Here is a 23,263-nt window from a genome sequence, read left to right as displayed (position 1 = left end):
GCGACGCTCGCGACGTCACCCGACGAGGACGCGACCGGTGAGGGCCTGCCAGCGCTCCTCGCGCCGCTCGATCCGTATGGGGTATGCGAACGCCGCCGTCACCAGGGGTGTCGTGAGCACGGCGTCGGCCTGCCCCTTGGCAACGATCTCCCCCTTCGCGATCAGTGCCGCATGCGTGGTCGACCGGGGCAGCTCCTCCAGGTGATGCGTCACGAGGACGGTGGCGAGTTCGGGCTGCGTGCTGTGCAGCAGATCGAGCGTCTCGAGGAACTGCTCCCTCGCCGCGACGTCCAGACCCGTCGAGGGCTCGTCGAGGAGAAGGAGCGCGGGGTCGGGCAGCAACGCGCGAGCGATGAGGGCTCTTCCGCGCTCTCCCTGGGACATGGTGGGCCACGTTGCGGCCTCGATCGCCTCGAGACCCAGCAGCGCCATGAGGTGCTCGACGCGCGCCAGGATCGCCGGGGAGGGCTCCCATCTGTTCATCATCTCCGTGGTCCCCGTCGCTCCGGTGAGCACGACCTCTCGCACCGTCAGCGGCGAGCGCAGTGGGTGACGCGGATTCACGTGACCGATGGACTCCCGCAGCTGTCGGATCTCGACGCGTCCGAGCTGCTGTCCGAGCACGTGGACAGAGCCTCTGGTCGGGTGCGCCTGCGCACCGCACATGCTCAGGATCGTGCTCTTGCCCGCTCCGTTCGGCCCGATGACGGCCCAGTGCTCGCCCTGCCTGACGGTGAGGTCGATGCCGGTCAGGATCTGCCGCGCGTTGCGGACGACGTCGACGCCCCTCAGCGCGAGGACGTCGCGGGGGACGGAGCCGTCGAGACCCTTCGCCGACATCACGACAGCGCCTCGCGAAGGGTGAGGAGATGAGCCCGACTGCGTTCGGCTGCGGCAGCTTCGTCGTGGTCGGCGATGGCTTCCACCTGCTCGGCGTGCGCGTCCTGGTCGGTGTCGTCCCCGAACGACCGCCGAATGCGGAGCATCTCGACCATGGCTTCACGCAACCGCGGGGTGAAGCTGTCGAACAGGTCGAGGAGCACCGGGTTGTGCGCGGCGGCCACGATCGTCCGATGAAAGGCGGTGTCGGCGTCGACGTGTGCCTCGATATGGGAGCGGTGCGCGGCGCGATCGGCGAGAGCACGGCGGATGCTGCGCAGATCCGCGGGAGTGCGTCTCGCGGCGGCGAGCGCGGCGGCCTCCGTCTCGATCGCGATGCGTGCCTCGATCACCGCGACGATGTCGGCCTTGCGCAGGACGGCATCCCAGTCCTCCGGGGCTTCGAGCGCGGTCACATAGACTCCAGCCCCCTGCCGCGAAGCCAGCACTCCGCGCCCGGCGAGCTGCCGGATCGCCTCGCGCACGGTGGATCGACCGACACCGAGCTGCAGGGCGAGCGTCGTCTCGCCGGGGAGCTTCTCCCCCAGCGCCCATTCCCCGGCCGTGATGCGTTGCCACAGCAGCTCGGCCGCCTGGTCCGCCAGCGGCGCCCGTCTCACCTGTGCCATTCGCGCGGCCTCTCGTCTACTTGTCTGAGGAGTTCTGCTACAGTCTAGCCATGTTCTCGTCAGAGCACCTCCTTCTTCGCCGCCACGGCGGGGCGTAGCCGGACCGGCACCCCGCCGTGGGGTCGAGCGTGCCGGTCTCCCCTCTCCGAGAAGGACGCCGCATCACCATGACCACGACATCGCCCATCCATGACTCCGCCGCCGGCATCGACGGCGCTCCCGCCTGGAACCGGCAGAAGAACTCGCCGATGCCCTCGCACCGCTACCGCGACGTCTACTCACGCGTCGAGGTGCCGCTTACCGAGCGGGACTGGCCCGCCCATCGACTCACGGCCGCCCCGCTGTGGGTGCCGGTCGACCTGCGCGATGGCAACCAGGCTCTCGCCGAACCGATGGATCCAGCCCGCAAGCGCCAGTTCTTCGAGCTGATGGTGCGGATGGGGTACAAGGAGATCGAAGTGGGATACCCGTCGGCGTCACAGACCGACTACGACTTCGTGCGGCTGATCGCGGACAGCGACATCGCACCGGAGGACGTGACGATCGTGGTGTTCACCCCCGCGCGCCGCGATCTCATCGAGCGGACGGTGGAGTCCGTCCGCGGCATCGCCAACCAGGTCGTGATCCACATGTACACCGCGACAGCCCCCGCGTGGCGCAGCCTGGTGCTGGGGCACGAGCCCGAGGAGCTGAAGCAGCTCATCCTCTCCGGCGGCCGCGACGTGTGGGAGCTCGCCGGGCATCTGCCGAACGTGCGCTTCGAGTTCTCCCCCGAGGTGTTCAACCTGACCGAACCCGACTACGTGATCGACATCTGCGATGCGATGACCGAGCTGTGGCAGGCCGCCCCCGAGCGGCCGGTGATCCTCAATCTGCCGGCGACGGTCGAGATCGCCACCCCGAACGTGTACGCGGATCAGATCGAGTACATGCACAAGAACCTCGCACGCCGTGACTCCGTGGTCCTCTCCGTGCATCCCCACAACGACCGCGGGACGGGTATCGCCTGCGCCGAGCTCGCGGTGCTGGCCGGAGCGCAGCGGGTGGAGGGCTGCATCTTCGGAAACGGCGAGCGCACGGGCAACGTCGACATCGCGACGCTCGCGCTGAACCTCCACGCGCAGGGCGTGGATCCCATGATCGACTTCTCCGACATCGACGAGATCCGCCGCACCGTCGAGCACTGCAACCGGATCGAGGTGCACGCCCGCCACCCCTACGTCGGCGATCTGGTGCACACGGCGTTCAGCGGCACGCACCAGGATGCGATCAAGAAGGGCTTCGCCGAGCACCGCGCCCGCGCCGCCGCGGAGGATCGCGATGAGAGGGAGATCGAGTGGCGGGTCCCCTATCTGCCGATCGACCCCGCGGACATCGGTCGCGACTACGACGCCGTGATCCGCGTCAACTCGCAGTCGGGCAAGGGAGGTATCGCATATCTGCTGGAGAGCGAGTACGGGGTCGAACTGCCTCGGCGCCTGCAGATCGACTTCGCCCGGCACGTGCAGCGGCACACCGACGCGACCGGAGCCGAGGTCACGGCGGCAGAGCTGTGGGACGTCTTCGAAGCGGTCTATCTCCGCCCCGTTTCGGGCAGTGATTCCGGGACCCGTCTGGTCTCCTACGACTCCGCCGACGGCGAGGGGAACCCACGCACGCGCATCACACTCCAGGTCGAGGGCCGCGAGTACACGACGGTCCACCGTGAAGGGGGCCCTATCGAGGCTCTCTCTGCGGCACTCTCCGCCCATGGCGTGCGCGTGGACATCGTCGGGCTCCACCAGACGAGCGTCGGATCGGGGGCGGAGAGCGATGCTCTGACGCTCCTCGAACACCGCACCGCGGCGGGGAGCTCGTGGTCGGCCGGCCGCGGACGATCCGTACTCTCCGCGAGTCTGTCCGCATTCATGGCGGCGGCGGTCGCCCGCTCTGGAAGCTGACTCCCGCCTAGAAGTTCAGTCCTGGTCGCCGACGTGCCCGGGTGCCGTGAGGGAGAGCACGCGTTCGACGAAGGCGGCGTACTCCTCCATGTAGTGCTCGAGGAACTTCTTCGTGCCGGCATCCTCGACCGTGCCGTCGGGGCCGAACATCTCAGGACGGTAGGTCAGATACGCCTCGGGGGCGTTCAGCTGAGGGGCGTTGAGGAAGCTCAGCACACTGCGCATCGAGGACTGCATCACCGCGGTGCCGATGGCGCCGGTGGAGGCTCCGATGATGCCGGTGGGCTTGCGGGCGAACGAGTTGTGACCCCACGGCCGCGACCCCCAGTCGATCGCGTTCTTCAGGGCGCCGGGGATCGAGCGGTTGTACTCCGGCGACACGATCAGGAGGCCTTCGGCGCGCTCGACCGCGTGCTTGAACGTGGTCACGGCGGCGACCGGATCGAGCTCGTCGTCACGGTTGTACAGCGGCAGATCGCGGATCGGGATCTCGACCATCTCCAGGCTGGGCGGGGCCAGCTTCACGAGCGCGGTCGCGACGACGCGGTTGATCGAGTCATGGGCGAGGCTTCCGATGAGGTAGCCGATCCGGTGTGCCATGCGGATACTCCCTTGCTTGTTCGGATGTGCTTGTCGGACGTGTTCGCGTTCAGGCTAGCCCCGTGTCCCGGCATAGCAAGCCCCTTCCATTGCCTCGCCGCCCGTGCACCGAGGCTTGAGCACGCGGAACAGAGCCCGCGATTCTTCGCCCGGATTCGCCTCAGGCCGTCGAGGCACCCCGGCACCGCGCGATGCCGCTGCTATTTTCGGACCATGAGATCTCCCCGCCTCGAACGCTTCGCCCTGGGAGCCGCGTTGGCTCTCGGAGCAGTCACCCTCGCTGGATGTGCCTCCGGCTCAGCCCCCACGTCCAGCGCTGTCCCCACCTCCACCCCCGCTCCCGCCGTCAGCCCGAGCACGACATCGGAGCCTGCCCCCACTCCGACCCCCAGCTCCAGCTCCGGAGACTTCGGGGACTTCACCGCCACCCAGCTGGTCGAGATCTGCGTCGACTCGACGCGATCGGGTTTCGCCGGCGACGTGCAGTTCGACTCGGCCGCCAGCCGCATCGAGCACCGCAGCGTGACCCCGGAGTGGCTCGTGATCGTCCCGGCGCAGACCTCCGGCTTCCAAGGAGAGGCGCAGTGCACGATCGGTGGTTCTCCGTCGAATCCGGACATCGGGCTGTCGTCCGCGTCGATCGAGCGCCTCCCCGAGGATCAGATCCAGAAGTTGATCGACGGGAAGAACGAGGGCGGCGACCGCTGATGTGCGGCTCAGAACCGACGGTGGAGTCGTCGAGCCCGCCGGCGCCTCCCCTTCTCTCTCGAAGATCGGCCCTGATCGCCTCCGGAGTCGCAGGTGGCGCCGCGATGTTCGGGCTGAACGTCGTGGCCCCCGGAGAAAGAGCGGCTGCAGCCGGGACGTACATCCGGCCGTGTGGCTACGCACCGATCTCCGACTCCTGGCAGGGGCACCGCAACCGCAACTCCGCGGAGCCGGGCACCGACTACTCCGTGCCGAGGGGCATGCCCGTCATGGCCGTGACGAATGGCCTCATCGTCGATCGCAAGGACACCACCTCCACGGCGACGGGCCGCTACCTGGCGCTCCGCGGGGACGACGGCAACTACATCCGTTATCTGCACCTCGACTCGAGTGTGGTCCGAGTGGGCACGCGCGTGACGCAGGGAACGGTCATCGCCTACTCGGGAGCGTCCGGTTTCGACAGCGAGACCGGCTACGGAGCACACGTCCACGTCTCACTCTGGATCGGCGGCTCACCGAACCAGCTCGGATTCAGGAACACCGTCGACTTCGAGAACTACGTCATCGACAACTCACCCAGTCAACCCCCCGCCTCGGAGGATCCCGTGCCCACCCATCAGTCCACCACCTACGCATGGAACACCGTCATCCCTGCGAACTCCTGGATGCCCGTGCGCGTCGGGGCAACCGAGTTCTATCTCGCGGTACTCGCCGCCGGACGGCGTGAGACCGGAGACGTCGTCGTCAACCTGCGGGCATCCGGCGTCGCTTCCGCCCTCCAGCTCCGTGTGGTCGCGGAAGCTCTGAACTCCGCTGGCGCCGTCGCACAGTCGTTCGTGCAGCCCACCGTCGAGATCCCGAAGACCGTCTCCAGTGACGGGATCACCCACGCGCAGTACGTGATGCCGTACACCCTGGTCGGTCCGGTCCGGCTCTACGCGCATGTGCGGTCGGTCGGCGGCACCGCGAAGATCGAAGAGGTCACGGTCAAGAAGAACTACTGGCCGGCGTGACGCCGCCCCTGCTGTTGCGGTTCCGCCTCTAGACGCGATGACCGTCAGATCGTCCGGCCCCGCCTTCGGGGGGGCCGGGCGATCTGCATGTGCCGTGCAGCGGTCTACCTCGCCCGAGCGTCTATCGGACCACGGCACGGTGATCTGGGGACAGCCCGCTACTGTCATCGACATGCACCCCAACGAACCGAAACCCCCATCAGTGCTGCCCGGAGTAGGTCGCAGAACGTTCATGACGGCCGCTGCGATCACGGCGGCGGTCACTGCTGCCGACGTGGGCGCGGTCGGTCGCCCGCAATCAGCGGCCGCTGCCGTGACCTGGGGTTACCCGTTCACGTTCCGTTCCGGGCGCTCGCGCGGCTTCGTCGGACAGTACCCGGCGCACGCCGGAATCGACTACACCCCTGGTTTGGGGACGCCGATCCACGCAGTCGCCGATGGGACGATCGTCATCAGCAGTATCACCGGGAACAAGGGCGCCTACGGCGAGAGCATTCACATTCAGCACGCCGACGGCTATCGCACCGTCTATGCGCACATGCTCGAGGGCACGCGCATCGGCACAGGGCCGGTTTCGCGAGGGCAGTTCATCGGCAAAGTCGGTGACACCGGCCAGTCCACCGGTCCGCACCTGCACATCGAAGTCCAGCGCAACGGCGTGGCACTCAACCCCGATCCCTACATCGACGACGCGCCGCTCGCAGGGAGCGGACCGACGACACCTCAACAGGAGACAGCAATGGAAGCAATCGTGAAGGTCCCGACCGGAGCCGTGGTTCACCTCAGGTACGGCGGGAAGACCGACTTCGCCAGCCAGCAGCAGTACAACGACTTCCGCATGCAGGTCGACACCCTGCGCAGCCTCGGAGCAACCGATCTCATGCCTCTGCCCGAGCTCTCGAAGGTGCCCGGAGTTTCCTGGGACACCTTCACCTTCCTCGCCGGCTATATCGGGGCGCCGACGGCGTAGTCGCGAGCGCGTGACGGAAGGCTCCCACCATGCCGAGTGCTCGGTGGGAGCCCTCCGCACGGCGCCGGAGACGGAAAAAGCCCCGGAGTTCCGCGTTTTTCAGCGGTTCTCCGGGGCTTTTATGGTCGGGCTGACAGGATTTGAACCTGCGACCCCTTGACCCCCAGTCAAGTGCGCTACCAAGCTGCGCCACAGCCCGTTGTTCTGTGCTCTCGCGCAGGCAACTCCCCTATCTTAGCCGTATCAGCACCCCTCCGCGAACCGAGGCGTTGCGAGTGTCGGATGCCCCGCGTAGCGTCGCGTCATGGCGACGATCACGACCGAGCTGGCGACGATGGCGCGCTGGGACGATGTCCAGCACGCGCTCACGGGTGGCGGAGACGGCGCCAGTTGCCAATGCATCTGGCCCGTGCTGAGCAATAAGGACTGGAGCGCGACCACGACGCCGCAGCGCACCGAGATGTTCCGCACCGAGATCGACGAGGGGCCACCTCCGGGGATCGTCGCCTACGTCGACGGCGAGGCTGCCGGTTGGATCCGTATCGGCCCCCGCACGCGCCAAGCCCGGGTTCCTCGCACGCGTATCATCGCTGCGGCGAGCACCGAGCCGTTCGAAGACGAGTCGGTCTGGGCGGTGACGTGCTTCGTGGTGCGCCGAGAGCACCGTGGCAGCGGGCTCAACCTCGAGCTCTTGCGCGCGGCCGTGGAGTACGCCCGAGAATCCGGGGCGCGCCTCATCGAGGGGTATCCCGTCGACACCCGCGGTGAGAAGCAGCGCTCCAACGACCTCTTCCACGGCACTCTCGGAACATTCCTCGCGGCCGGCTTCATGGAACGGGCCGAGCTCAAGCCGGGCCGCACGCTCGTGGCACTCTCCTTCGATGACGACGGATGATCGCAACCGATGAGAAGCCGCTAGCGTGAAGTCATGAGCAACGAGACTCCGACCATCGACGATCCCGAGCTCGGCACGTTCACGCGCGCACGCTCGGAGCTCACCGATGGGACGGTGCTGACACACGATTGGTTCGTCGGCTCGATCTCGGTCCACGGCACCGACCTCGAGCTGATGATGGAAGGCTCGGCCCCTGACGAGGTCGAACCTCTGCTCCCCCGACTGCGGGACACGGTGAAGCGACTCGACATCGTGCGACGCATCGCCACGGATGCCGTCGTCACGAAGTTCAGCGCGGGCGAACCGGGAAGTCTCGAGCTCGACGAGGCCAGCACAGACCTCGCCGTCGAGGCCATCGAAGCGGCCGCCGACGGCACGGTCGTTCTCCATCTGACCGACGGCTGCGGCGAGCACTTCCCCGAGGGATACTGGCCGGCTGTGCATCTCGGTGTCGACGACAGCGTCGTCGAGGTCACCGTCGAATCGTGAACAGCAGCGCCATGAGGGACGGGTCGCAGGCCCCGTCGGTGCCGCGACACGACGATGAGCTCCAGCGGCGCCGCGTGCTCTTCGCCTCCACGTTCCTCCCCTACACCGTCGTGTCTCTCCTCCACGTCGTCCTGCTGGCGGTCGACAGCCCGCTCGCCGCGCCCACCAAACTGCTCCTGATGCCGCTGCTGGCTGTTCCGGTCGTGGTCTCTGCGCGACGCCTCGTTCCGCGCTCCGCGCTGATCCTGCTGCTCGCTGCCGTGTTCTGCTCCTGGCTCGGCGACGGAGCCGGGACATTCTTCCCCGGCGGCCCCGAACTGCCCCTGATGCTGCTGTTCTTCGGCATCGCCCACGTGGCCTACATCCTGCTCTTCGCATGTCACCTGTCGACCCGGCGCATGCCCTGGTGGGCTCTCGTGTACGCCGGCTGGTGGGTCGCCATGATCGCCGTGCTCGGTCCGCACACCGGTGGCCTTCTCGTCGCCGTCGCACTCTACGGACTGGTGCTCGCGGGGACCGCCGCCTTCTCCGCGCGCTGCCATCCCGTCATCGCCGTCGGAGGGTCGTTCTTCCTCGCGAGCGACACGATCCTCGCTTTCCGACTCTTCCTCCCCGATTCCCTGCCGCCCTGGAGCAGCCCCGCCGTGATGCTCACCTACACGATCGGGCAGGGACTGATCGTCGCCGGCGCTCTCGTGGCACTGAGGAAGAGCAGTTCCTGATGGATGCCGCACGCATCGACAGCTGGCTCTGGGCGATCCGTGTCTACAAGACGCGCTCGGCGGCGACGACGGCATGCCGCGCGGGGCATGTACGCGTGAACGGAGACAGGGTGAAGGCCGCGCAGCAGATCCGGGTGGGCGACGAGGTCCGCATCAGGATCGCCGGGTTCGATCGAATCCTCTTCGTCCGCCAGCTGCTCGTCAAGCGTGTCGGCGCTCCCGTCGCCGCTCTCGCCTACGACGACCGGACGCCCGAACGAGAGCCTCAGGCAGCACTGGGCGTGCGCGACCGCGGAGCGGGGCGACCGACCAAACGCGAACGACGCGACATCGATCGGTTGCGCGGCCGCAACGACGATCTCCCGAGCTGATATCTCGGCATGCATCGTAGCCGCACCTTCTCGCTTTCGAAGCTTTGTTCTAAACTGAGTGCATGGCGAACGATAAGAAACCCGACCTCGACCTCGATCTCGAGGAACGTCGTCGAGTTCTCGACGCCTGGGTCGCGACCCGTCGCCGCATCGCCGCACTCGAGGCCGAGGCAGCCGAGTTGCTCACGGAGCAGATCGCCATCCACGATGCCGATGTCGCCTCGAGCCCGTTCCACCGCGATGCGATCTACCGGTCGATGGTCGCGGAGTTCTCGGCTGCCGGCCGTCTGCCGAAGGGGTCCATGGAGTTCGCCTTCGCAGACGCCCAGGCCCTGGTCGGTCATCTCCCCGCGACCCGCGCTTCGTTCTCGCGCGGCACTGTCAGCGCTGGACACGTTCGCGAGATCGCCAGGGCCAGCGCCATCGTGGCCGAGGCCATCCGCAACCGCAAGATCGATCCGGCAGTCATGGAGCTGTTCGAGACGGCGGTGCTGGTGGTCGCCGAGCAGGACACCGCAGCGCGCACCAAGGCGCACGCTCGACAGGTCGTCGCCGCCCTCGTCGGCGAGACGCTCGTCGACAGACACCGACGTGCGGCCGAGGAACGGTGCGTGACGGTGAAGTCGCTCGACGACGGGCTCGCGCTGCTCACCGCCGTGCTGCCCGAGTGGATCGCCACCGCCATCGCCGACCGACTGAATCAGATGACACGAGCGGTCGTACGCGCCCGCGATGACCGCGATGTCGTTCCTCCGCCCTGGTGGTTCGACGACGGGCGTGAGGGCATCAGCCCCGAGGACATCTCCCTCGACGATCCGGTGTTCGACCTCCTCGATGACCGTGTGATCCGTGGCATCGACGAGAGCACGTTCACGACCGACCCCGACGTCGTGCGCTTCCCGGCGGACACCCGTACGTGGGCACAGACCCAGGCCGACCTCTTCGCTGATCTGCTCCTCACGGCAGACCCGAGCGCCGCACACGGGGACGGCCTCGACGGCATCCAGGCCCGCGTGCAGGTGACGATCGCGGCCAGCACCCTCACCGGCGCTGACGACGACCCGGCGGAGCTCGACGGGCACGGAGCGCTGCACCCCGACGTCGCGCGCGAGCTCGCAGCGCGCAACACGGGCTGGAGCCGCCTGTTCCTCGACCCGTCCGGCATGGTCGTGGAGACCGACACCTATACGCCGACCGAGGGCATGCGGCGTTTCCTCCGCGCGCGCGACCGACACTGCCGGTTCCCGGGATGCCGGATGCCGGTGCACCGCTGCGAGATCGACCACAACCACGATCATGCGAAGGGCGGCACGACCGCGCTCGACAATCTCGCGCACTTCTGTCGGAATCACCACACGCTCAAGCACCCGGACATTCCGGAGGCGCATCGGTGGACCGCTCAGCAGGAGAGAGACGGCAGCGTCACCTGGCACAGCCCACTGGGCCGGGACTACGCCGATTCGCCCCCTCGAAGGGTGATGTTCGTCTGACGCCGGGCTTCCGGGCCGACGGTGACCGGACCGCGACGCAGGGACTCGACGTCAGCCCTGCGCGTCGAGCAACTCGAGCAGCCATCCCGCCGACCTGATGTGCGCGGCGCCCGCGTGATCGGCCCGTTCCCGAAGGCCGCGGTCGCTGGTGACGGCGACGACGGATTCCTCGCCCGCGACCCGACGCTCGATCTCAGCGACGATCGTGTCGTCGCCCTCCGCCTCGGCACGTACCAGGCGGACGGGTCCCGGTTCATCGGGGATGCCTCGCGCCTGTCCCTCGACCACCAGCGAGACCTCGGGGAACCACACATCTCCCCCGAGCTCCAGCTCCTCGGCGGGAACAGCCAAGCGTTCGAGACGGCCGCGAAGTCGAGCCGCCGCTCCGGCACGGTCCTTCCACCAGCCGTCCGGGACCGAACCGACGACGTTCGCCGCATCCACCACGATCGCAGGACGCGTCCCGAGCAGCGCCCGCAGCGCAGGCCACGACGCCCCGAACCCCGGGTGCAAAGGGCGGGCGTCGACCTCATCCACCGGCACCCATTCCAGGGCGACGCTCTCGGGGTCGCTGATCACCGGCTCGAACGGCACCTGCACGTCGGCGATGACGGTCGTGTACGACCAGATCCCGAGGTCGAGCACGCTCGTGAACCGGGCGCGCACAGCACCGTCGGGCACGCCGGCCTCTTCCTGGGCTTCGCGGACGGCTCCGTCGATCGCGCTCTCCCCCTCGTGCAGCGCGCCGCCGGGAAGCCCCCACGTCCCCCCGAAGTGGCTCCAGGAGACGCGGTGCTGCAGCAGGATCCCGCGCGCGGGATCGTAGGCGAGAAGACCGGCGGCGCCGAAGCGCCCCCAGTACTTCTCCCCCGACTCCGCGATCACCCAGGCATCGCCGGGATTCCGCGGCCCCTCGGGGCGACGCGGCTCACCGGAAGCAGGAGGTACGACAGTCACACACTCAGCCTTTCACAGCATCGGGGCGACGGCACCACGGCGCGACATGCGCCGGAACAGATCAGCGCTGGCGCTTCTCGCGCACGCGCATGTTGATCACGATCGGCGTGCCCTCGAACGAGTAGAGCTCGCGCAGACGCCGCTGGATGAACCGGCGGTACCCGGGGTCGAGGAAACCGGTCGTGAACAGCACGAACGTCGGCGGGCGCGTCGATGCCTGCGTACCGAACAGGATGCGCGGCTGCTTGCCTCCACGCAGCGGGTGCGGGTGCTCCGCCACGAGTTCCGCGAGGAACGCGTTGAACTTGCCCGTCGGAATACGACGGTCCCAGTTCTCAAGTGCGGTCTCCAAGGCGGGAACGAGCTTGTCGAGGTGACGCCCGGTCTTCGCGGAGATGTTCACGCGCGGGGCCCAGGCGACGTGTGCGAGGTCCTGCTCGATCTCCCGCTCGAGGTAGCGACGGCGATCGGCGTTCTCGAGGTCGTCGTCGTTGAGGCGGTCCCACTTGTTGAACGCGAGGACCAGTGCACGACCCGACTCCAGCACCAGGTCGATGATGCGCACGTCCTGCTCGCTGATCGACTCGGAGACGTCGAGCACGACGACAGCGACCTCCGCCTTCTCCAGCGCAGCGGAGGTGCGCAGCGACGCGTAGAAGTCCGCGCCCTGCGCCATGTGCACGCGACGACGGATGCCGGCGGTGTCGACCAGACGCCACATCTTGCCGCCCAGCTCCACGACCTCGTCGACCGGATCGCGCGTGGTGCCGGCGAGATCGTTGACGACCACGCGCTCCTCGCCTGCCGCCTTGTTCAGCAGCGACGACTTGCCGACGTTCGGGCGACCGAGGATGGCGACCCGGCGGGGTCCGCCGATCTCCTGCTTGGCGACCGCCGAGACCTCGGGAAGCTTCTTCATCACGGCGTCGAGCAGATCGGCGACACCGCGTCCGTGGATGGCGGACACCGGGTGCGGTTCGCCCAGACCGAGGCTCCACAGAGCTGCGGTCTCCGGCTCCTGCCGGGCGTCATCGATCTTGTTGGCGACCAGGAACACGGGCTTGCCGCTCTTGCGCAGCAGCTTCACCACGTGCTCATCGGTGGAGGTCGCACCCACCATGGCGTCGACGACGAACAGCACCAGGTCGGCGAGGTCGATCGCCACCTCCGCCTGCATCGCGACAGAGCGGTCGATGCCGCGGGCGTCCGGCTCCCACCCGCCTGTGTCGACGAGCGAGAAGCGACGGTCTCCCCACTCCGCCTTGTACGTCACGCGGTCGCGGGTCACACCGGGGGTGTCCTCCACGACGGCCTCACGGCGACCGAGGATGCGGTTCACGAGCGCGGACTTGCCCACGTTCGGCCGTCCGACGATCGCCACCACGGGAAGTGCGGGACTGTAGTGGATGCCGTCCTCGCCGAGCGTGATGCCCGCGAGGAGCTCCGCGTCCTCGTCGTCGAGCTCGTAGTCGGAGAGGCCGGCGCGGAGGGTCTCCGCACGCTGCTCGGCGAGATGCTCGTCGAGCTGGTCCATCTTCTCGGCGAGCTGGTCGGGGCCGCCTTCGTATTCGTCGTCAGCCACGGGGTGCTCCTTGGATTCGTTCGATCACCGTGAGGACGGCGTCGATGGTCTGGGGGAAATCGAGCTCCGTCGAATCGACGACCTCGACGCCTTCTGCAGCGTTCAGGAAGTCGACGACGGCACTGTCTGAGGCATCGCGCTTGTGCAATGCCGCGGCGACAGCAGCCGCATTCTCGCCGGCGAGTTCACCGGCACGTCGCGCAGCCCGCACTTCGGGGGCTGCGGTGAGAAGGATCCGTACAGGGGCGTCCGGTGCCACCACGGTCGTGATGTCACGTCCCTCCACCACGACGGCGGGATACGACGACTCGGCTACCAGCCGGCGGAAGAGCTCGTTGACCTGTGCTCGCACCTCGGGCACGCGCGCCACGCCGCTCACCGCTCCGGAGACTCGCGGGTCGCGGATGGCCTCGGTGACCTCCACGTCTCCGACGAGCACCGTGCGGTCGTCGGGGTCGAGGCCCAGTCGCACGGGGAAGTCGGTCGCCGCAGCGAGGACGGCCTCGGAGTCGTCCGTGTCGGCCCCGCGGTCGAGCACATGCCAAGCGAGCGCACGGTAGGCGGACCCGGTGTCGAGGTACCCGAAGCCGAGCTTGCGCGCCACAGCCTTGGAAACGCTGGACTTGCCGGAGCCGGCGGGGCCGTCGATCGCGATGAACTTGTGTGCGTCGGTCACGTGCGCCTCCGCGGCGGAGAATGAGATGTCAGTCATTGGTGCTCCCCGCGATACGCCAGCCGCGTTCCTGGAGCCCGGTGATCGCGCCGTGCAGAGCCGCCGGGTCGACGCTGATCTCGGCGAGGCCGAACTGCGCTCCCGGCGAATGCTCGAGGCGCAGGTCCTCGACGTTGACTCCGAGTTCACCCAGCTCGCCGAAGAGCCGCCCGAGTTGCCCGGCGGTGTCGTCGATCATGACGACGAGGGTGTCGAAGCGCTGGTTCTGTCCATGCTTGCCGGGAAGACGCTCGACCCCGTCGTTGCCCTGGCGGATGGTCTCGGCTACCGTGCGGCGGGCGCCGGGGGCGGCCGGATCGCGCAGGGCGTCGGAGATCTCACCGAGGTCGGAAGCGAGGGCATCGAGGATCTCGACCACCGGTTCGGCGTTCGCCCCGAGGATCTGCACCCAGAGTTCCGGCGCGGACGCAGCGATGCGCGTCGTGTCGCGGACGCCCTGGCCCGCGAGACGGAGCGCCCCTTCCTCGGCCTCTGCGAGGCGACCGGCGAGCAGACTCGCCACCACCTGCGGCACATGCGAGATCAGCGCGACAGAACGGTCGTGCTCCTCCGGGGTCATCTCGAGCGGCGTCGCTCCCACATCGAGGGCGAGGGCCTCGACGAGCGCGAGATCGGAAGCTTTCGTCTCCGCGTCTCGGCACACGACCCAGGGGCGTCCGATGAAGAGGTCAGCGCGAGCAGAGATCGCCCCACCGCGCTCACGGCCGGCGAGGGGATGCGAGCCGATGTAGCGGGCGAGGTCCACGCCGCGCGTCTGAAGAGTGCGGAACGGCTCGAGCTTCACACTGGCGACATCGGTGACCACCGCCTGCGGGAACCGCTCGAGCTCGGCCTGGATCACGTCTGCCGTGACATCGGGCGGAACGGCGACCACCACGAGAGAGGGGGCGTCGTCCTCCGCCGCGATCCGGCCGGCGCCGTAGTCGACCGCGAGGCGCAGTTGGGCCGGCGAGGCGTCGGACAGCACCACGTCGACGCCCTTCGCACGGAGGGCATGACCGATGCTCGCGCCGAGGAGGCCCGCGCCGACGATGCGGACGGTCCCGGAGAGACGCGGCGCGACGAAGCCCGCTCCCCGCCCCGCGGGCGCACTCGTCGTATCGGTCATTCGCTCTCCTGCTCGCCTGGCGCCTCGGCGACACCGGAATCACGGCGCGACAGGGTCAAAAGCGCGCCGAGTTCGATTTTACTCAGTTCCCGCGTCTTTCCGGCCGGGAGGGTTCCCAGGTGGAGCGGACCGAACTGTCGACGGACCAGTTCCGTGACCGGGTGGCCGACGGCCGCGAGCATCCGACGGACGATGCGGTTGCGACCGGAGTGCAGTGTCAACTCCACCAGGCTCGACCCTCGTGAGGTGTCCAGGAGCCGCGCCTTGTCGGCGGCGATCGGTCCGTCCTCCAGTTCGATGCCCTTGGTGAGCTTCGAGATCGTCTGTGGCAGCACCGTTCCCTCGACCTTCGCGATGTACACCTTGGTCACGCCGAACGACGGGTGCGCCAGCACATGAGCGAGCGCGCCGTCGTTGGTCAGGATGAGCAGACCGCTCGTCTCGGCATCCAGCCGTCCGACGTTGTACAGCCGCTCCTCGTAGTCGGCGGTGAACCGGCGCAGATCGGGGCGGCCATTCTCGTCCTTCATGCTGCTCACGACACCGGTGGGCTTGTTGAGCATGACGTAGCGCTTCGAGACGTCGAGCTGCACGGCGGTGCCGTCAACGTCGACGAGGTCGTTCTCCGGGTCGATCCGTCTCCCGAGTTCGGAGACCACGATGCCGTTGACGCGGATGCGGCCTTCGGTGATGTACTGCTCGACCACGCGGCGTGAAGCGACTCCTGCAGCGGCGAGCACCTTCTGCAGGCGCACGCCTTCGGGTGCAGCCCCGGAATCGTTCGAGGCTGCGTTCGAGGCGTCGTTCATGGCGTCGTGGCCGGTCATCGGATGGTCCCTTCGTCGAATCCGTCTGCGCCATCGTCGAGCAGCGGGGAGATCGGGGGCAGCTCGTCGAGGGAGTTGATGCCCAGATGCTGGAGGAGCGCGTCGGTGGTGCCGTAGTTGATCGCACCGGTCTCGGAGTCTGCGAACAATTCGGTGATCAGTCCACGAGCGACGAGCGTACGGACGACGGAGTCCACGTTCACCGCGCGGATGGAGGCGACCTGGCTGCGCGTGACCGGCTGCTTGTAGGCGATGACGGCAAGGGTCTCCAGGGCGGCCTGCGAGAGACGTGCGGGAGCCTGACCGCCGATGAATGCCGCCACCACGTCGTCGAGCTCTTCCCTGACGTAGAGACGCCACCCGCCGCCGACCTCCCGAAGCTCGAAGCCGCGTCGCGGTCCCTTCCCGCGCCCGTCGTAGTCCTCGACCAGCATCTCCAGGGTCTGGCGCACGGCAGGAACCGGCGAGCCGACCGCGGCGGCCAGGGCGACGAGACCGATCGGCTCATCCACGATGAAGAGGATCGCCTCGATCCGCTCGGTCAGAGGAATCTCCTCGGCACCGGCCAGGTCGGCGTTCGTCTCGTCCGTCACATCATCGGTCATAGTCGGCTCCCAGGGTCGCCAGCGTCTCATCCGACCAGGAGTCGGCTGCCCAGCGCAGCGTCAGCTCGCCGAGCGGTTCCAGTTGTTCGAACGACAGCGCCGCGTGCCGGTAGAGCTCCAGCACCGAGATGAACCGTGCCACGACGATGCCCGGCTCGGTCACGCCGGCCACGAGTTCACGGAAACTCACCGACTCGGTGCCGCGCAGCAGCGTCACCACGATCGCCGCCTGCTCGCGGATGCTGACCAGGGGCGCGTGCAGGTGATCGAGCCCGACGTGCGGGATCTCCTTCGGGGCGAAGGCCAGGAGGGCGAGAGCGGCGAAGTCGTCGACACTCAAGGACCACACGAGCTCCGGCGTCTGACGTCGGTGCTTCTCCTCCAGACGGACAGCGCGCACGTGACGACGGTCTTCGCGCTGCAGACAGCGGGCGAACCAGGTCGAGACCTCCTTGAAGGCCCGATACTGCAGCAGGCGTGCGAACAACAGGTCGCGCGCCTCGAGCAGAGCCACCGCCTCGGCATCGACCAGCTCGCCCTGAGGGAGAAGACCGGCGACCTTCATGTCGAGCAGGGTCGCGGCCACGACCAGGAACTCGGACGCCTGATCGAGGTCCTCGTCGTCGTCAAGTTGGCCGAGGTACGCGATGAACTCGTTGGTGACCGCGCTCAGCGATACCTCGGTGATGTCCATCTCGTGCTTCGAGATGAGGTTCAGCAACAGGTCGAAGGGGCCGTCGAAGTTCGACAGCGAGACCGTGAAGCCGCTGGCTTCGGCGGACGCTCCTTCGTCTGCGCTCTCCTGGAGCGACGGGTCGACGGGTGCTTCGTCAGGCGACGGCGCCACGGGCGACCAGCTCCCGCGCCAGCCGCAGATACGCCTGAGCGGCGGCATGCTCGGGGGCGAACTCGGTGATCGGCACGCCCGACACGGAGGCGTCAGGGAACTTCACGGTGCGGCCGATCACGGTTTCCAGCACATCGTCGCCGAATGCCTCGACCACACGCTCGAGCACCTCACGGGAGTGCAGCGTGCGCGGGTCGTACATCGTCGCCAGCAGGCCGTCCATCGTGATCGAAGGGTTGAGCCGGTCGCGGACCTTGTCGATCGTCTCGATCAGCAGCGCGACCCCGCGCAAGGCGAAGAACTCGCACTCGAGCGGGATGATCACGCCGTGGGCCGCCGTCAGCGCGTTCACGGTGAGGATGCCGAGCGAAGGCTGGCAGTCGATCAGGATGACGTCGTACTCCCCCGCCACCTGGCGCAGGACGCGGGCGAGGATCGTCTCTCGCGCGACCTCGTTGACGAGGTGCACCTCGGCAGCGGAGAGATCGATGTTCGCCGGCATGACATCGAGGCCCTCGACACTCGAGTGCACGATCGCATCGTGGGCGTCGCGCTTGGTGTCCAACAGCAGGTCGTAGATCGTCGGCACGTCGTGGGTGGGGATACCGAGGCCCGCAGAGAGCGCACCCTGGGGATCGAAGTCGACCGCCAGCACCTTCCGGCCGTATTCGGCCAGCGACGCGGCGAGGTTGATCGACGTGGTCGTCTTTCCGACGCCGCCCTTCTGGTTGCACAGCGCGATGATGCGTGCAGGGCCGTGGGACTTCAGCGGCTCGGGGATCGGGAAGCCGTGATACGGACGGCCGGTGGGTCCCATGGGGGTCTCGTCGGCCTTCTGCGCCTTCGCCCTGGACTTCGCCACTTTCTCAGCCACCCGTTCTCCTGCTCCGTCGTGCTTGGTCGATTGTACCGGCCATGCGGTTCTCCGGCCGCCTCGGCACGCGGCAGAGCGATCGGCGCGCGGCAGCGCCACCGACACGCGGCAGGCGACCCGAGCGGGCGCGGCAACTCTTATCGGGCGCGCGGGTGCGACGTCGCGTAGATGTCGCGGAGCGCGTCGACGGAGACGTGGGTGTAGATCTGCGTCGTCGCGACCGACGAATGCCCGAGGAGCTCCTGGACCACGCGCACATCCGCCCCGCCCTGCAGGAGGTGCGTCGCGAACGAGTGCCGCAGGGTGTGCGGGGAGACGTCGACCGTGATCTCCGCTCTCTCGGCGGCAGCGCGGATGACGAGCCAGGCGCTCTGGCGTGAGAGCGGGGCGCCCCGAGCGCCGAGGAACAGTCGGGCAGAGGCACGTCCCTTGGCCGCCAGTCCCGGACGCACGCGCGTCAGGTACGCGTCCACGGCGGCGCGCGCGTAGGAGCCCACCGGCACGATGCGCTCCTTGGCCCCCTTCCCCCGCAGTCGCAGCACGTCGCCGTGCGCCAGGTCGTCCACGTCGAGGTCGATGGCCTCCGACACCCGGGCTCCGGTCGCATACAGGAGTTCGAGCAGCGCGCGATCGCGGATGCCGAGCGGGTCCTCGGGCGATGGCGCGGCGAGAAGGCGCTCGACCTGCTCGATGGTCAGGGCCTTGGGGAGCCGTCGCGGCGCCTTGGGCGGGCGGAGCCGGCCGCTGGGGTCGTCAGCCTCGATGCCCTCGCGTGCCAGGAAACGGTGCCAGCCCCGGACCGACGACTGCAGGCGCGCGAGGCTCGTCGAGGCGGGCGGCGGCTGGGCAGATGCCCGCTCCGCGATGAACCGGTCGATCACGGCAGGGGTCACTTCAGCCGTGCCGGCGATCCCTTCTGCGACCAACCACTCCTGATAGACGCCGAGGTCACGCCGGTACGCCGCGACCGTGTGGGCACTCAGGCCCCGCTCGACCGTGACATGACGCAGGTAGGCGTCCAGGGCGCGCTCGAGCTGCATCGTCAGTCCCGGTCGCGCAGCCTCTGCGATGCCGCGAGCACCCCGATGGCGAGGATGCCGTTGCGCATCCGCCCCTCGAGCACCGCCGAGACGGCGTCCGAAAGCGGCACCCACGCCACCCGGATGTCCGCCTCCTCGTCCTCCCGGTCGTGTGCCGCGTCAGCCGAGGAGACCCCGGTCGCGAGGAACACGTGGATGATCTCGTCGTTCCCGCCCGGAGTCGTCCAGGAGGAGACCAGGGGTTCCCAGCGCTCGGCGACGAGGTCGGCCTCTTCGGCGAGCTCCCGCCGGGCTGCGGCAAGAGGCTCCTCCCCCTCCACATCCAGCAGTCCTGCAGGGAGCTCCCAATCCCGATGCCGAATCGGGTGACGGTACTGCTGGATCAGCAGGACGCGCCCCTCATCGTCCAGGGCGACGATCGCCACCGCGCCGGTGTGATCGACGTACTGTCGGACGATCTCACCGTCTCCGTAGCGCACACGGTCGGAGCGGACGTCCCAGACCCTGCCGCGGTATACGAGATCGCTGTGAAGGACCTCCGGTTCGAACGGCTCGTCGCGGAGGTCCTGCGGCGACTCAGTCATCCGCGCTGACGTCGAACAGCTCGCTCGCGCGGTTCCGCTCGATCGCTGCGCCGACCAGTCCGCGGAACAGCGGGTGCGGAGCGGTCGGACGCGAGCGCAGCTCGGGGTGCGCCTGAGTGGCGATGTAGTACGGGTGCACGTCGCGGGGAAGCTCGACGTACTCGACGAGGTCGAGCTCCGGGTTGAGACCGGAGAACACCAGTCCGGCCTCCGAGAGACGGTCACGATAGGCGTTGTTCACCTCGTAGCGGTGACGGTGGCGCTCGGAGGCTTCGGGCGCACCGTACAGTTCACGGGCGAGCGATCCTTCGGCGAGGGCGGCCTGGTACAGACCGAGGCGCATGGTGCCCCCGAGGTCGCCTCCGTCCAGGATGTCGACCTGCTCGGCCATCGTGGCGATGACGGGCTCCGCCGTCTCCGGGTCGAACTCGCTCGAGGACGCGCCTTCGATGCCGGCGACGTCGCGTGCGTACTCGATGACCATGCACTGCAGGCCGAGGCACAGGCCGAGCGTCGGGATGCCCTGCTCACGCGCGAACCTCAGCGCGCCGAGCTTGCCCTCGATGCCGCGGATGCCGAAGCCTCCCGGCACGCAGATGCCGTCGAGCTGGGCCAGCTGCTCCCTGGCGCCCTCCGGGGTCTCGCAGAGGTCGGAGGGGATCCAGCGGATGTTGACCTTGGTCTCCTGTGCGAAGCCTCCGGCCTTGAGAGCCTCGGTCACCGAGAGATAGGCATCGGGGAGGTCGATGTACTTGCCCACCAGGCCGATCGTCACCTCGTGCTTGGGGTTGTGCACCGCGTGCAGCACCTTGTTCCAGCGTGTCCAGTCGACGTCGGCCGCCTTCTGGTCGAGGCCGAGGCGGCGCACGATGTACGAGTCGAGTCCCTGCTCGTTCAGCGTCGAGGGGATGTCGTAGATGCTCGGCAGGTCGACGGTGTTGATGACGCCCTCGACATCGACGTCGCACATCAGCGCGATCTTGTTGCGGTTGCTCGCGCTGACCGGGCGGTCGCTGCGGAGCACCAGGGCGTCCGGCTGGATGCCGACCTGGCGCAGGGCCGCCACGGAATGCTGCGTCGGCTTGGTCTTCTGCTCCCCCGAGGCGCCCATGAAGGGCACGAGCGACACGTGCACGAAGAACACGCTGTCGCGGCCGAGCTCGTGACGCAGCTGGCGCGCGGACTCGAGGAACGGCTGCGACTCGATGTCGCCGACGGTGCCGCCGACCTCGGTGATGATCACGTCGGGACGCGGGTCTTCCGACGCCTGCAGGCGCATCCGGCGCTTGATCTCGTCCGTGATGTGCGGAATGACCTGCACCGTGTCGCCGAGGTACTCGCCGCGACGCTCGCGGGCGATCACCTGCGAGTAGATCTGGCCAGTGGTGACGTTGGCCGCCTCCGACAGGTTGATGTCGAGGAAGCGCTCGTAGTGGCCGATGTCGAGATCGGTCTCGGCGCCGTCGTCCGTCACGAACACCTCGCCATGCTGGAACGGGTTCATCGTGCCCGGATCGACGTTCAGGTACGGGTCGAGCTTCTGCATCACGACGCGCAGGCCGCGGGCCGTGAGGAGGTTTCCGAGGCTGGCCGCCGTCAGTCCCTTGCCCAAAGACGAAACGACACCACCAGTCACGAAGATGTGCTTGGTCGTGTCGTTCTTGGGTCCCGCAGAAGAAGAGTTCATCACGGGCTTCGATCCTATCAGGCGGTGGGCACTCGGAGGCTGAGAAGTTCACGCGCGTGGGTCAGAGCGGCGTCGGAATCGGTGAGCCCCGACAGCAGACGTGCCATCTCGGCTTCGCGCTCCTCCCCCTCCAGACGCCGCACGCTGGAGGCCGTGACCGCGCCGTCATTGGCCTTCACGACTGACAGGTGGTTGTTGGCGAAAGCTGCGACCTGTGCGAGATGTGTGACCGCGATGACCTGCGACTTCTCGGCGAGTCGGGCGAGTCGGCGTCCGACCTCGATGGCCGCAGCGCCACCGATGCCCGCGTCGACCTCGTCGAACACGAACGTCGGAACCGGGTCGGTCGCGGCGATCACGACCTCGATGGCCAGCATCACACGGGAGAGCTCGCCGCCAGAGGCTCCCTTCGAGACCGATCGCGGCTCGGCGCCGGGGTGGGGCGCGAGGAGGATCGCGACATCGTCTCGGCCGTGGGCGCTCTCGGTGCCCTCGGAGACCGCGACTTCGAGGCGGGCGTCCGGCATCGCGAGAGCGTGGAGCTCCTCCGTCACAGCGGCGCCCAGACGAGAAGCCGCCTCGGTGCGCACCGCAGTCAGTGCATCGGCGTGCGCGTCGAGCTCGACCCTGGCCGCATCACGCTCGGCGATCAGCCTTTCGATGCGGTCACCGTCGTCGTCGAGCTCGGCCAGCCGCGCGGATCCGGTCTGCCAGAGAGTCAGAGCCTCATCGAGCGAGCCGTGGGCACGGATCAGGGTCCCGAGCGCCGCACGCCGCTCTTCGACCGCCGCGAGCTCATGCGGACCGGTCTCGTCGAGGTCGGCGAGATAGGCGGAGAGGAGCCCCGCCGTGTCGGCGATCCGGTAGCCGATGTCGGCGAGGTTCTCCCCGATCTCGGTCAACTTGGCATCAGAGGCTCGTTCGAGCACGCGACGTGCCTCCGCGACGAGCGCCGCGGCATCGGGCTCGCCGTCTTCGCTCGACAGCGCGGCGTGGGCGAGAGATGCTGCGAGACGCAGCTCCTCGGCGTTGGCGAGACGCTCGGAGCGCTCGGTGAGCTCCTGGTCCTCCCCCGGCTCCGGCGCGGTCGCCTCGATCAGTGCGATGGCCTCCCGCAGTCGCGTGGCTTCTTCGGCCCGCCGATCCCGGTTCTCGGTGATCTCCGAGATCTCGGCGTCGAGCGCACGCCAACGAGCGAAAGCGGCCGCATAGGTGTTCACGGCTTCCGCGATCGGAGCACCACCGAAACGATCGAGCGCATCGCGCTGGGCGGTCGCTGATCGCAGCCGCAGCTGCTCGGACTGGCCGTGGACCACGACAAGCTCTTCCGCGAGCGAAGAGAGTACTCCCGCCGGAGCGGCGCGGCCACCCACACTCGCGCGGGAGCGCCCTTCCGCGCTCAGCGTGCGCGACACGTAGAGTTCGGCGCTGCCGCCACCCGCGGGCTCCAGCTCTCCGCCGGCGTCGGCGACGATCTCTGCGACGCTGCCCTCTTCGGGGACGATCCACACGCCGGCGACCGATGCCTGCGACGCACCGGCGCGCACCGCCCCGGAATCGGCGCGCTGGCCGAGGAGCAGCCCGAGTCCGGTGACGACCATGGTCTTGCCCGCACCGGTCTCACCCGTGACCGCGGTGAAGCCGGGGCCCAGCGGCAGAACGGCATCGGCGATGACGCCGAGCCCCTGCATCCGCATCTCCTCGATCATGACG

At 68.4% G+C, this 23,263-nt stretch carries 24 protein-coding genes and 1 tRNA gene; 9 read left to right on the top strand and 16 right to left on the bottom strand.

Annotated elements, in window-relative coordinates; genetic code table 11:
* Nucleotides 1-15: 15 nt before the first annotated feature.
* Together ABRP18_RS06630 and ABRP18_RS06625 are read right to left on the bottom strand one after the other, a co-directional pair.
* Nucleotides 16-840 carry an ABC transporter ATP-binding protein gene (locus ABRP18_RS06630; protein WP_061017089.1) on the bottom strand — a complete coding sequence of 275 codons (825 nt, stop codon included), beginning with the start codon at nucleotides 838-840 and terminating at the stop codon, nucleotides 16-18.
* Nucleotides 840-1,508: a FadR/GntR family transcriptional regulator gene (locus ABRP18_RS06625; protein ID WP_058633197.1), complete on the bottom strand. Its 669-nt coding sequence runs from the start codon at nucleotides 1,506-1,508 to the stop codon at nucleotides 840-842. The genes ABRP18_RS06630 and ABRP18_RS06625 overlap by 1 nt, the downstream gene beginning before the upstream one ends.
* Before the next feature lie 167 nt (nucleotides 1,509-1,675).
* Between ABRP18_RS06625 and ABRP18_RS06620 the strand changes: the two genes are divergently transcribed.
* On the top strand, nucleotides 1,676-3,448 hold the full coding sequence (locus tag ABRP18_RS06620; protein ID WP_374168970.1) for a 2-isopropylmalate synthase: 1,773 nt from the start codon (nucleotides 1,676-1,678) through the stop codon (nucleotides 3,446-3,448).
* Nucleotides 3,449-3,463: 15 nt separating this feature from the next.
* On the opposite strand, the gene ABRP18_RS06615 is transcribed toward ABRP18_RS06620, so the two are convergent.
* The gene (locus ABRP18_RS06615) at nucleotides 3,464-4,048 is read right to left on the bottom strand and encodes an NADPH-dependent FMN reductase (protein ID WP_061017084.1); all 585 of its coding nucleotides are present in this window, start codon (nucleotides 4,046-4,048) and stop codon (nucleotides 3,464-3,466) included.
* A 213-nt stretch (nucleotides 4,049-4,261) separates the two neighbouring features.
* On the opposite strand from ABRP18_RS06615, the gene ABRP18_RS06610 reads away from it, so the two are divergent.
* The 3 genes from ABRP18_RS06610 to ABRP18_RS06600 all read left to right on the top strand — a co-directional run bounded on the left by ABRP18_RS06610 (nucleotide 4,262) and on the right by ABRP18_RS06600 (nucleotide 6,739).
* Nucleotides 4,262-4,756: a hypothetical protein gene (locus ABRP18_RS06610; RefSeq protein WP_170224183.1), complete on the top strand. Its 495-nt coding sequence runs from the start codon at nucleotides 4,262-4,264 to the stop codon at nucleotides 4,754-4,756.
* A 104-nt stretch (nucleotides 4,757-4,860) separates the two neighbouring features.
* Nucleotides 4,861-5,769: a M23 family metallopeptidase gene (locus ABRP18_RS06605; RefSeq protein ID WP_170224181.1), complete on the top strand. Its 909-nt coding sequence runs from the start codon at nucleotides 4,861-4,863 to the stop codon at nucleotides 5,767-5,769.
* A gap of 232 nt (nucleotides 5,770-6,001) precedes the next feature.
* Nucleotides 6,002-6,739, top strand: a complete 738-nt coding sequence (locus ABRP18_RS06600; protein WP_349884383.1) for a M23 family metallopeptidase — start codon at nucleotides 6,002-6,004, stop codon at nucleotides 6,737-6,739.
* A 122-nt stretch (nucleotides 6,740-6,861) separates the two neighbouring features.
* On the opposite strand, the gene ABRP18_RS06595 is transcribed toward ABRP18_RS06600, so the two are convergent.
* Nucleotides 6,862-6,938, bottom strand: a tRNA-Pro gene (locus tag ABRP18_RS06595).
* Between the two features lie 105 nt (nucleotides 6,939-7,043).
* Between ABRP18_RS06595 and ABRP18_RS06590 the strand changes: the two genes are divergently transcribed.
* From ABRP18_RS06590 to ABRP18_RS06570, 5 genes are all read left to right on the top strand, one after another.
* On the top strand, nucleotides 7,044-7,634 hold the full coding sequence (locus ABRP18_RS06590; RefSeq protein ID WP_349884382.1) for a GNAT family N-acetyltransferase: 591 nt from the start codon (nucleotides 7,044-7,046) through the stop codon (nucleotides 7,632-7,634).
* Nucleotides 7,635-7,667: 33 nt separating this feature from the next.
* On the top strand, nucleotides 7,668-8,123 hold the full coding sequence (locus ABRP18_RS06585) for a hypothetical protein (protein WP_058633023.1): 456 nt from the start codon (nucleotides 7,668-7,670) through the stop codon (nucleotides 8,121-8,123).
* Nucleotides 8,120-8,845 carry a lysoplasmalogenase gene (locus ABRP18_RS06580; RefSeq protein ID WP_349884381.1) on the top strand — a complete coding sequence of 242 codons (726 nt, stop codon included), beginning with the start codon at nucleotides 8,120-8,122 and terminating at the stop codon, nucleotides 8,843-8,845. Before ABRP18_RS06585 ends, ABRP18_RS06580 begins: the two co-directional genes overlap by 4 nt.
* Nucleotides 8,845-9,216 (top strand): RNA-binding S4 domain-containing protein, encoded by a 372-nt coding sequence (locus ABRP18_RS06575; protein ID WP_171011041.1) that lies wholly within the window; start codon nucleotides 8,845-8,847, stop codon nucleotides 9,214-9,216. The genes ABRP18_RS06580 and ABRP18_RS06575 overlap by 1 nt, the downstream gene beginning before the upstream one ends.
* Nucleotides 9,217-9,278: 62 nt before the next feature.
* The gene (locus ABRP18_RS06570; RefSeq protein ID WP_349884380.1) at nucleotides 9,279-10,706 is read left to right on the top strand and encodes a DUF222 domain-containing protein; all 1,428 of its coding nucleotides are present in this window, start codon (nucleotides 9,279-9,281) and stop codon (nucleotides 10,704-10,706) included.
* Nucleotides 10,707-10,757: 51 nt separating this feature from the next.
* Here ABRP18_RS06570 and ABRP18_RS06565 read toward each other — a convergent pair whose 3' ends face one another.
* From ABRP18_RS06565 to recN, 12 genes are all read right to left on the bottom strand, one after another.
* Nucleotides 10,758-11,663 (bottom strand): NUDIX hydrolase, encoded by a 906-nt coding sequence (locus tag ABRP18_RS06565; RefSeq protein WP_349884379.1) that lies wholly within the window; start codon nucleotides 11,661-11,663, stop codon nucleotides 10,758-10,760.
* A 61-nt stretch (nucleotides 11,664-11,724) separates the two neighbouring features.
* Nucleotides 11,725-13,197, bottom strand: coding sequence for a ribosome biogenesis GTPase Der (gene der, locus ABRP18_RS06560; protein WP_218867908.1), 1,473 nt, complete (start codon nucleotides 13,195-13,197; stop codon nucleotides 11,725-11,727).
* Nucleotides 13,198-13,237: 40 nt separating this feature from the next.
* Complete coding sequence (gene cmk, locus ABRP18_RS06555) at nucleotides 13,238-13,957, bottom strand: (d)CMP kinase (protein WP_156172672.1); 720 nt, start codon at nucleotides 13,955-13,957, stop codon at nucleotides 13,238-13,240.
* Nucleotides 13,950-15,086, bottom strand: coding sequence for a prephenate dehydrogenase (locus tag ABRP18_RS06550; protein WP_349884378.1), 1,137 nt, complete (start codon nucleotides 15,084-15,086; stop codon nucleotides 13,950-13,952). The genes cmk and ABRP18_RS06550 overlap by 8 nt, the downstream gene beginning before the upstream one ends.
* Complete coding sequence (locus ABRP18_RS06545; RefSeq protein ID WP_157543593.1) at nucleotides 15,083-15,895, bottom strand: pseudouridine synthase; 813 nt, start codon at nucleotides 15,893-15,895, stop codon at nucleotides 15,083-15,085. Before ABRP18_RS06545 ends, ABRP18_RS06550 begins: the two co-directional genes overlap by 4 nt.
* 14 nt (nucleotides 15,896-15,909) lie before the next feature.
* Nucleotides 15,910-16,518, bottom strand: coding sequence for an SMC-Scp complex subunit ScpB (scpB, locus tag ABRP18_RS06540; protein WP_046749372.1), 609 nt, complete (start codon nucleotides 16,516-16,518; stop codon nucleotides 15,910-15,912).
* Nucleotides 16,508-17,365 (bottom strand): ScpA family protein, encoded by an 858-nt coding sequence (locus ABRP18_RS06535; protein ID WP_046749373.1) that lies wholly within the window; start codon nucleotides 17,363-17,365, stop codon nucleotides 16,508-16,510. The genes scpB and ABRP18_RS06535 overlap by 11 nt, the downstream gene beginning before the upstream one ends.
* Complete coding sequence (locus ABRP18_RS06530; RefSeq protein WP_168441067.1) at nucleotides 17,349-18,182, bottom strand: ParA family protein; 834 nt, start codon at nucleotides 18,180-18,182, stop codon at nucleotides 17,349-17,351. The genes ABRP18_RS06535 and ABRP18_RS06530 overlap by 17 nt, the downstream gene beginning before the upstream one ends.
* 194 nt (nucleotides 18,183-18,376) lie before the next feature.
* Nucleotides 18,377-19,279, bottom strand: a complete 903-nt coding sequence (gene xerD, locus ABRP18_RS06525; protein WP_179516379.1) for a site-specific tyrosine recombinase XerD — start codon at nucleotides 19,277-19,279, stop codon at nucleotides 18,377-18,379.
* Nucleotides 19,280-19,281: 2 nt separating this feature from the next.
* Nucleotides 19,282-19,863, bottom strand: a complete 582-nt coding sequence (locus ABRP18_RS06520; RefSeq protein ID WP_046749375.1) for an NUDIX hydrolase — start codon at nucleotides 19,861-19,863, stop codon at nucleotides 19,282-19,284.
* The gene (locus ABRP18_RS06515; protein WP_349884377.1) at nucleotides 19,856-21,550 is read right to left on the bottom strand and encodes a CTP synthase; all 1,695 of its coding nucleotides are present in this window, start codon (nucleotides 21,548-21,550) and stop codon (nucleotides 19,856-19,858) included. The genes ABRP18_RS06520 and ABRP18_RS06515 overlap by 8 nt, the downstream gene beginning before the upstream one ends.
* A 17-nt stretch (nucleotides 21,551-21,567) precedes the next feature.
* A complete protein-coding gene (gene recN, locus ABRP18_RS06510) occupies nucleotides 21,568-23,259 on the bottom strand; it encodes a DNA repair protein RecN (protein ID WP_058633031.1) in 1,692 nt (563 codons plus the stop codon).
* Nucleotides 23,260-23,263: the final 4 nt, after the last annotated feature.

It is taken from the genome of Microbacterium sp. WHRI 7836 (genome assembly GCF_040223885.2).
GTDB lineage: Bacteria > Actinomycetota > Actinomycetes > Actinomycetales > Microbacteriaceae > Microbacterium > Microbacterium oxydans.
This window is presented reverse-complemented; position numbering and strand designations above follow the sequence as displayed.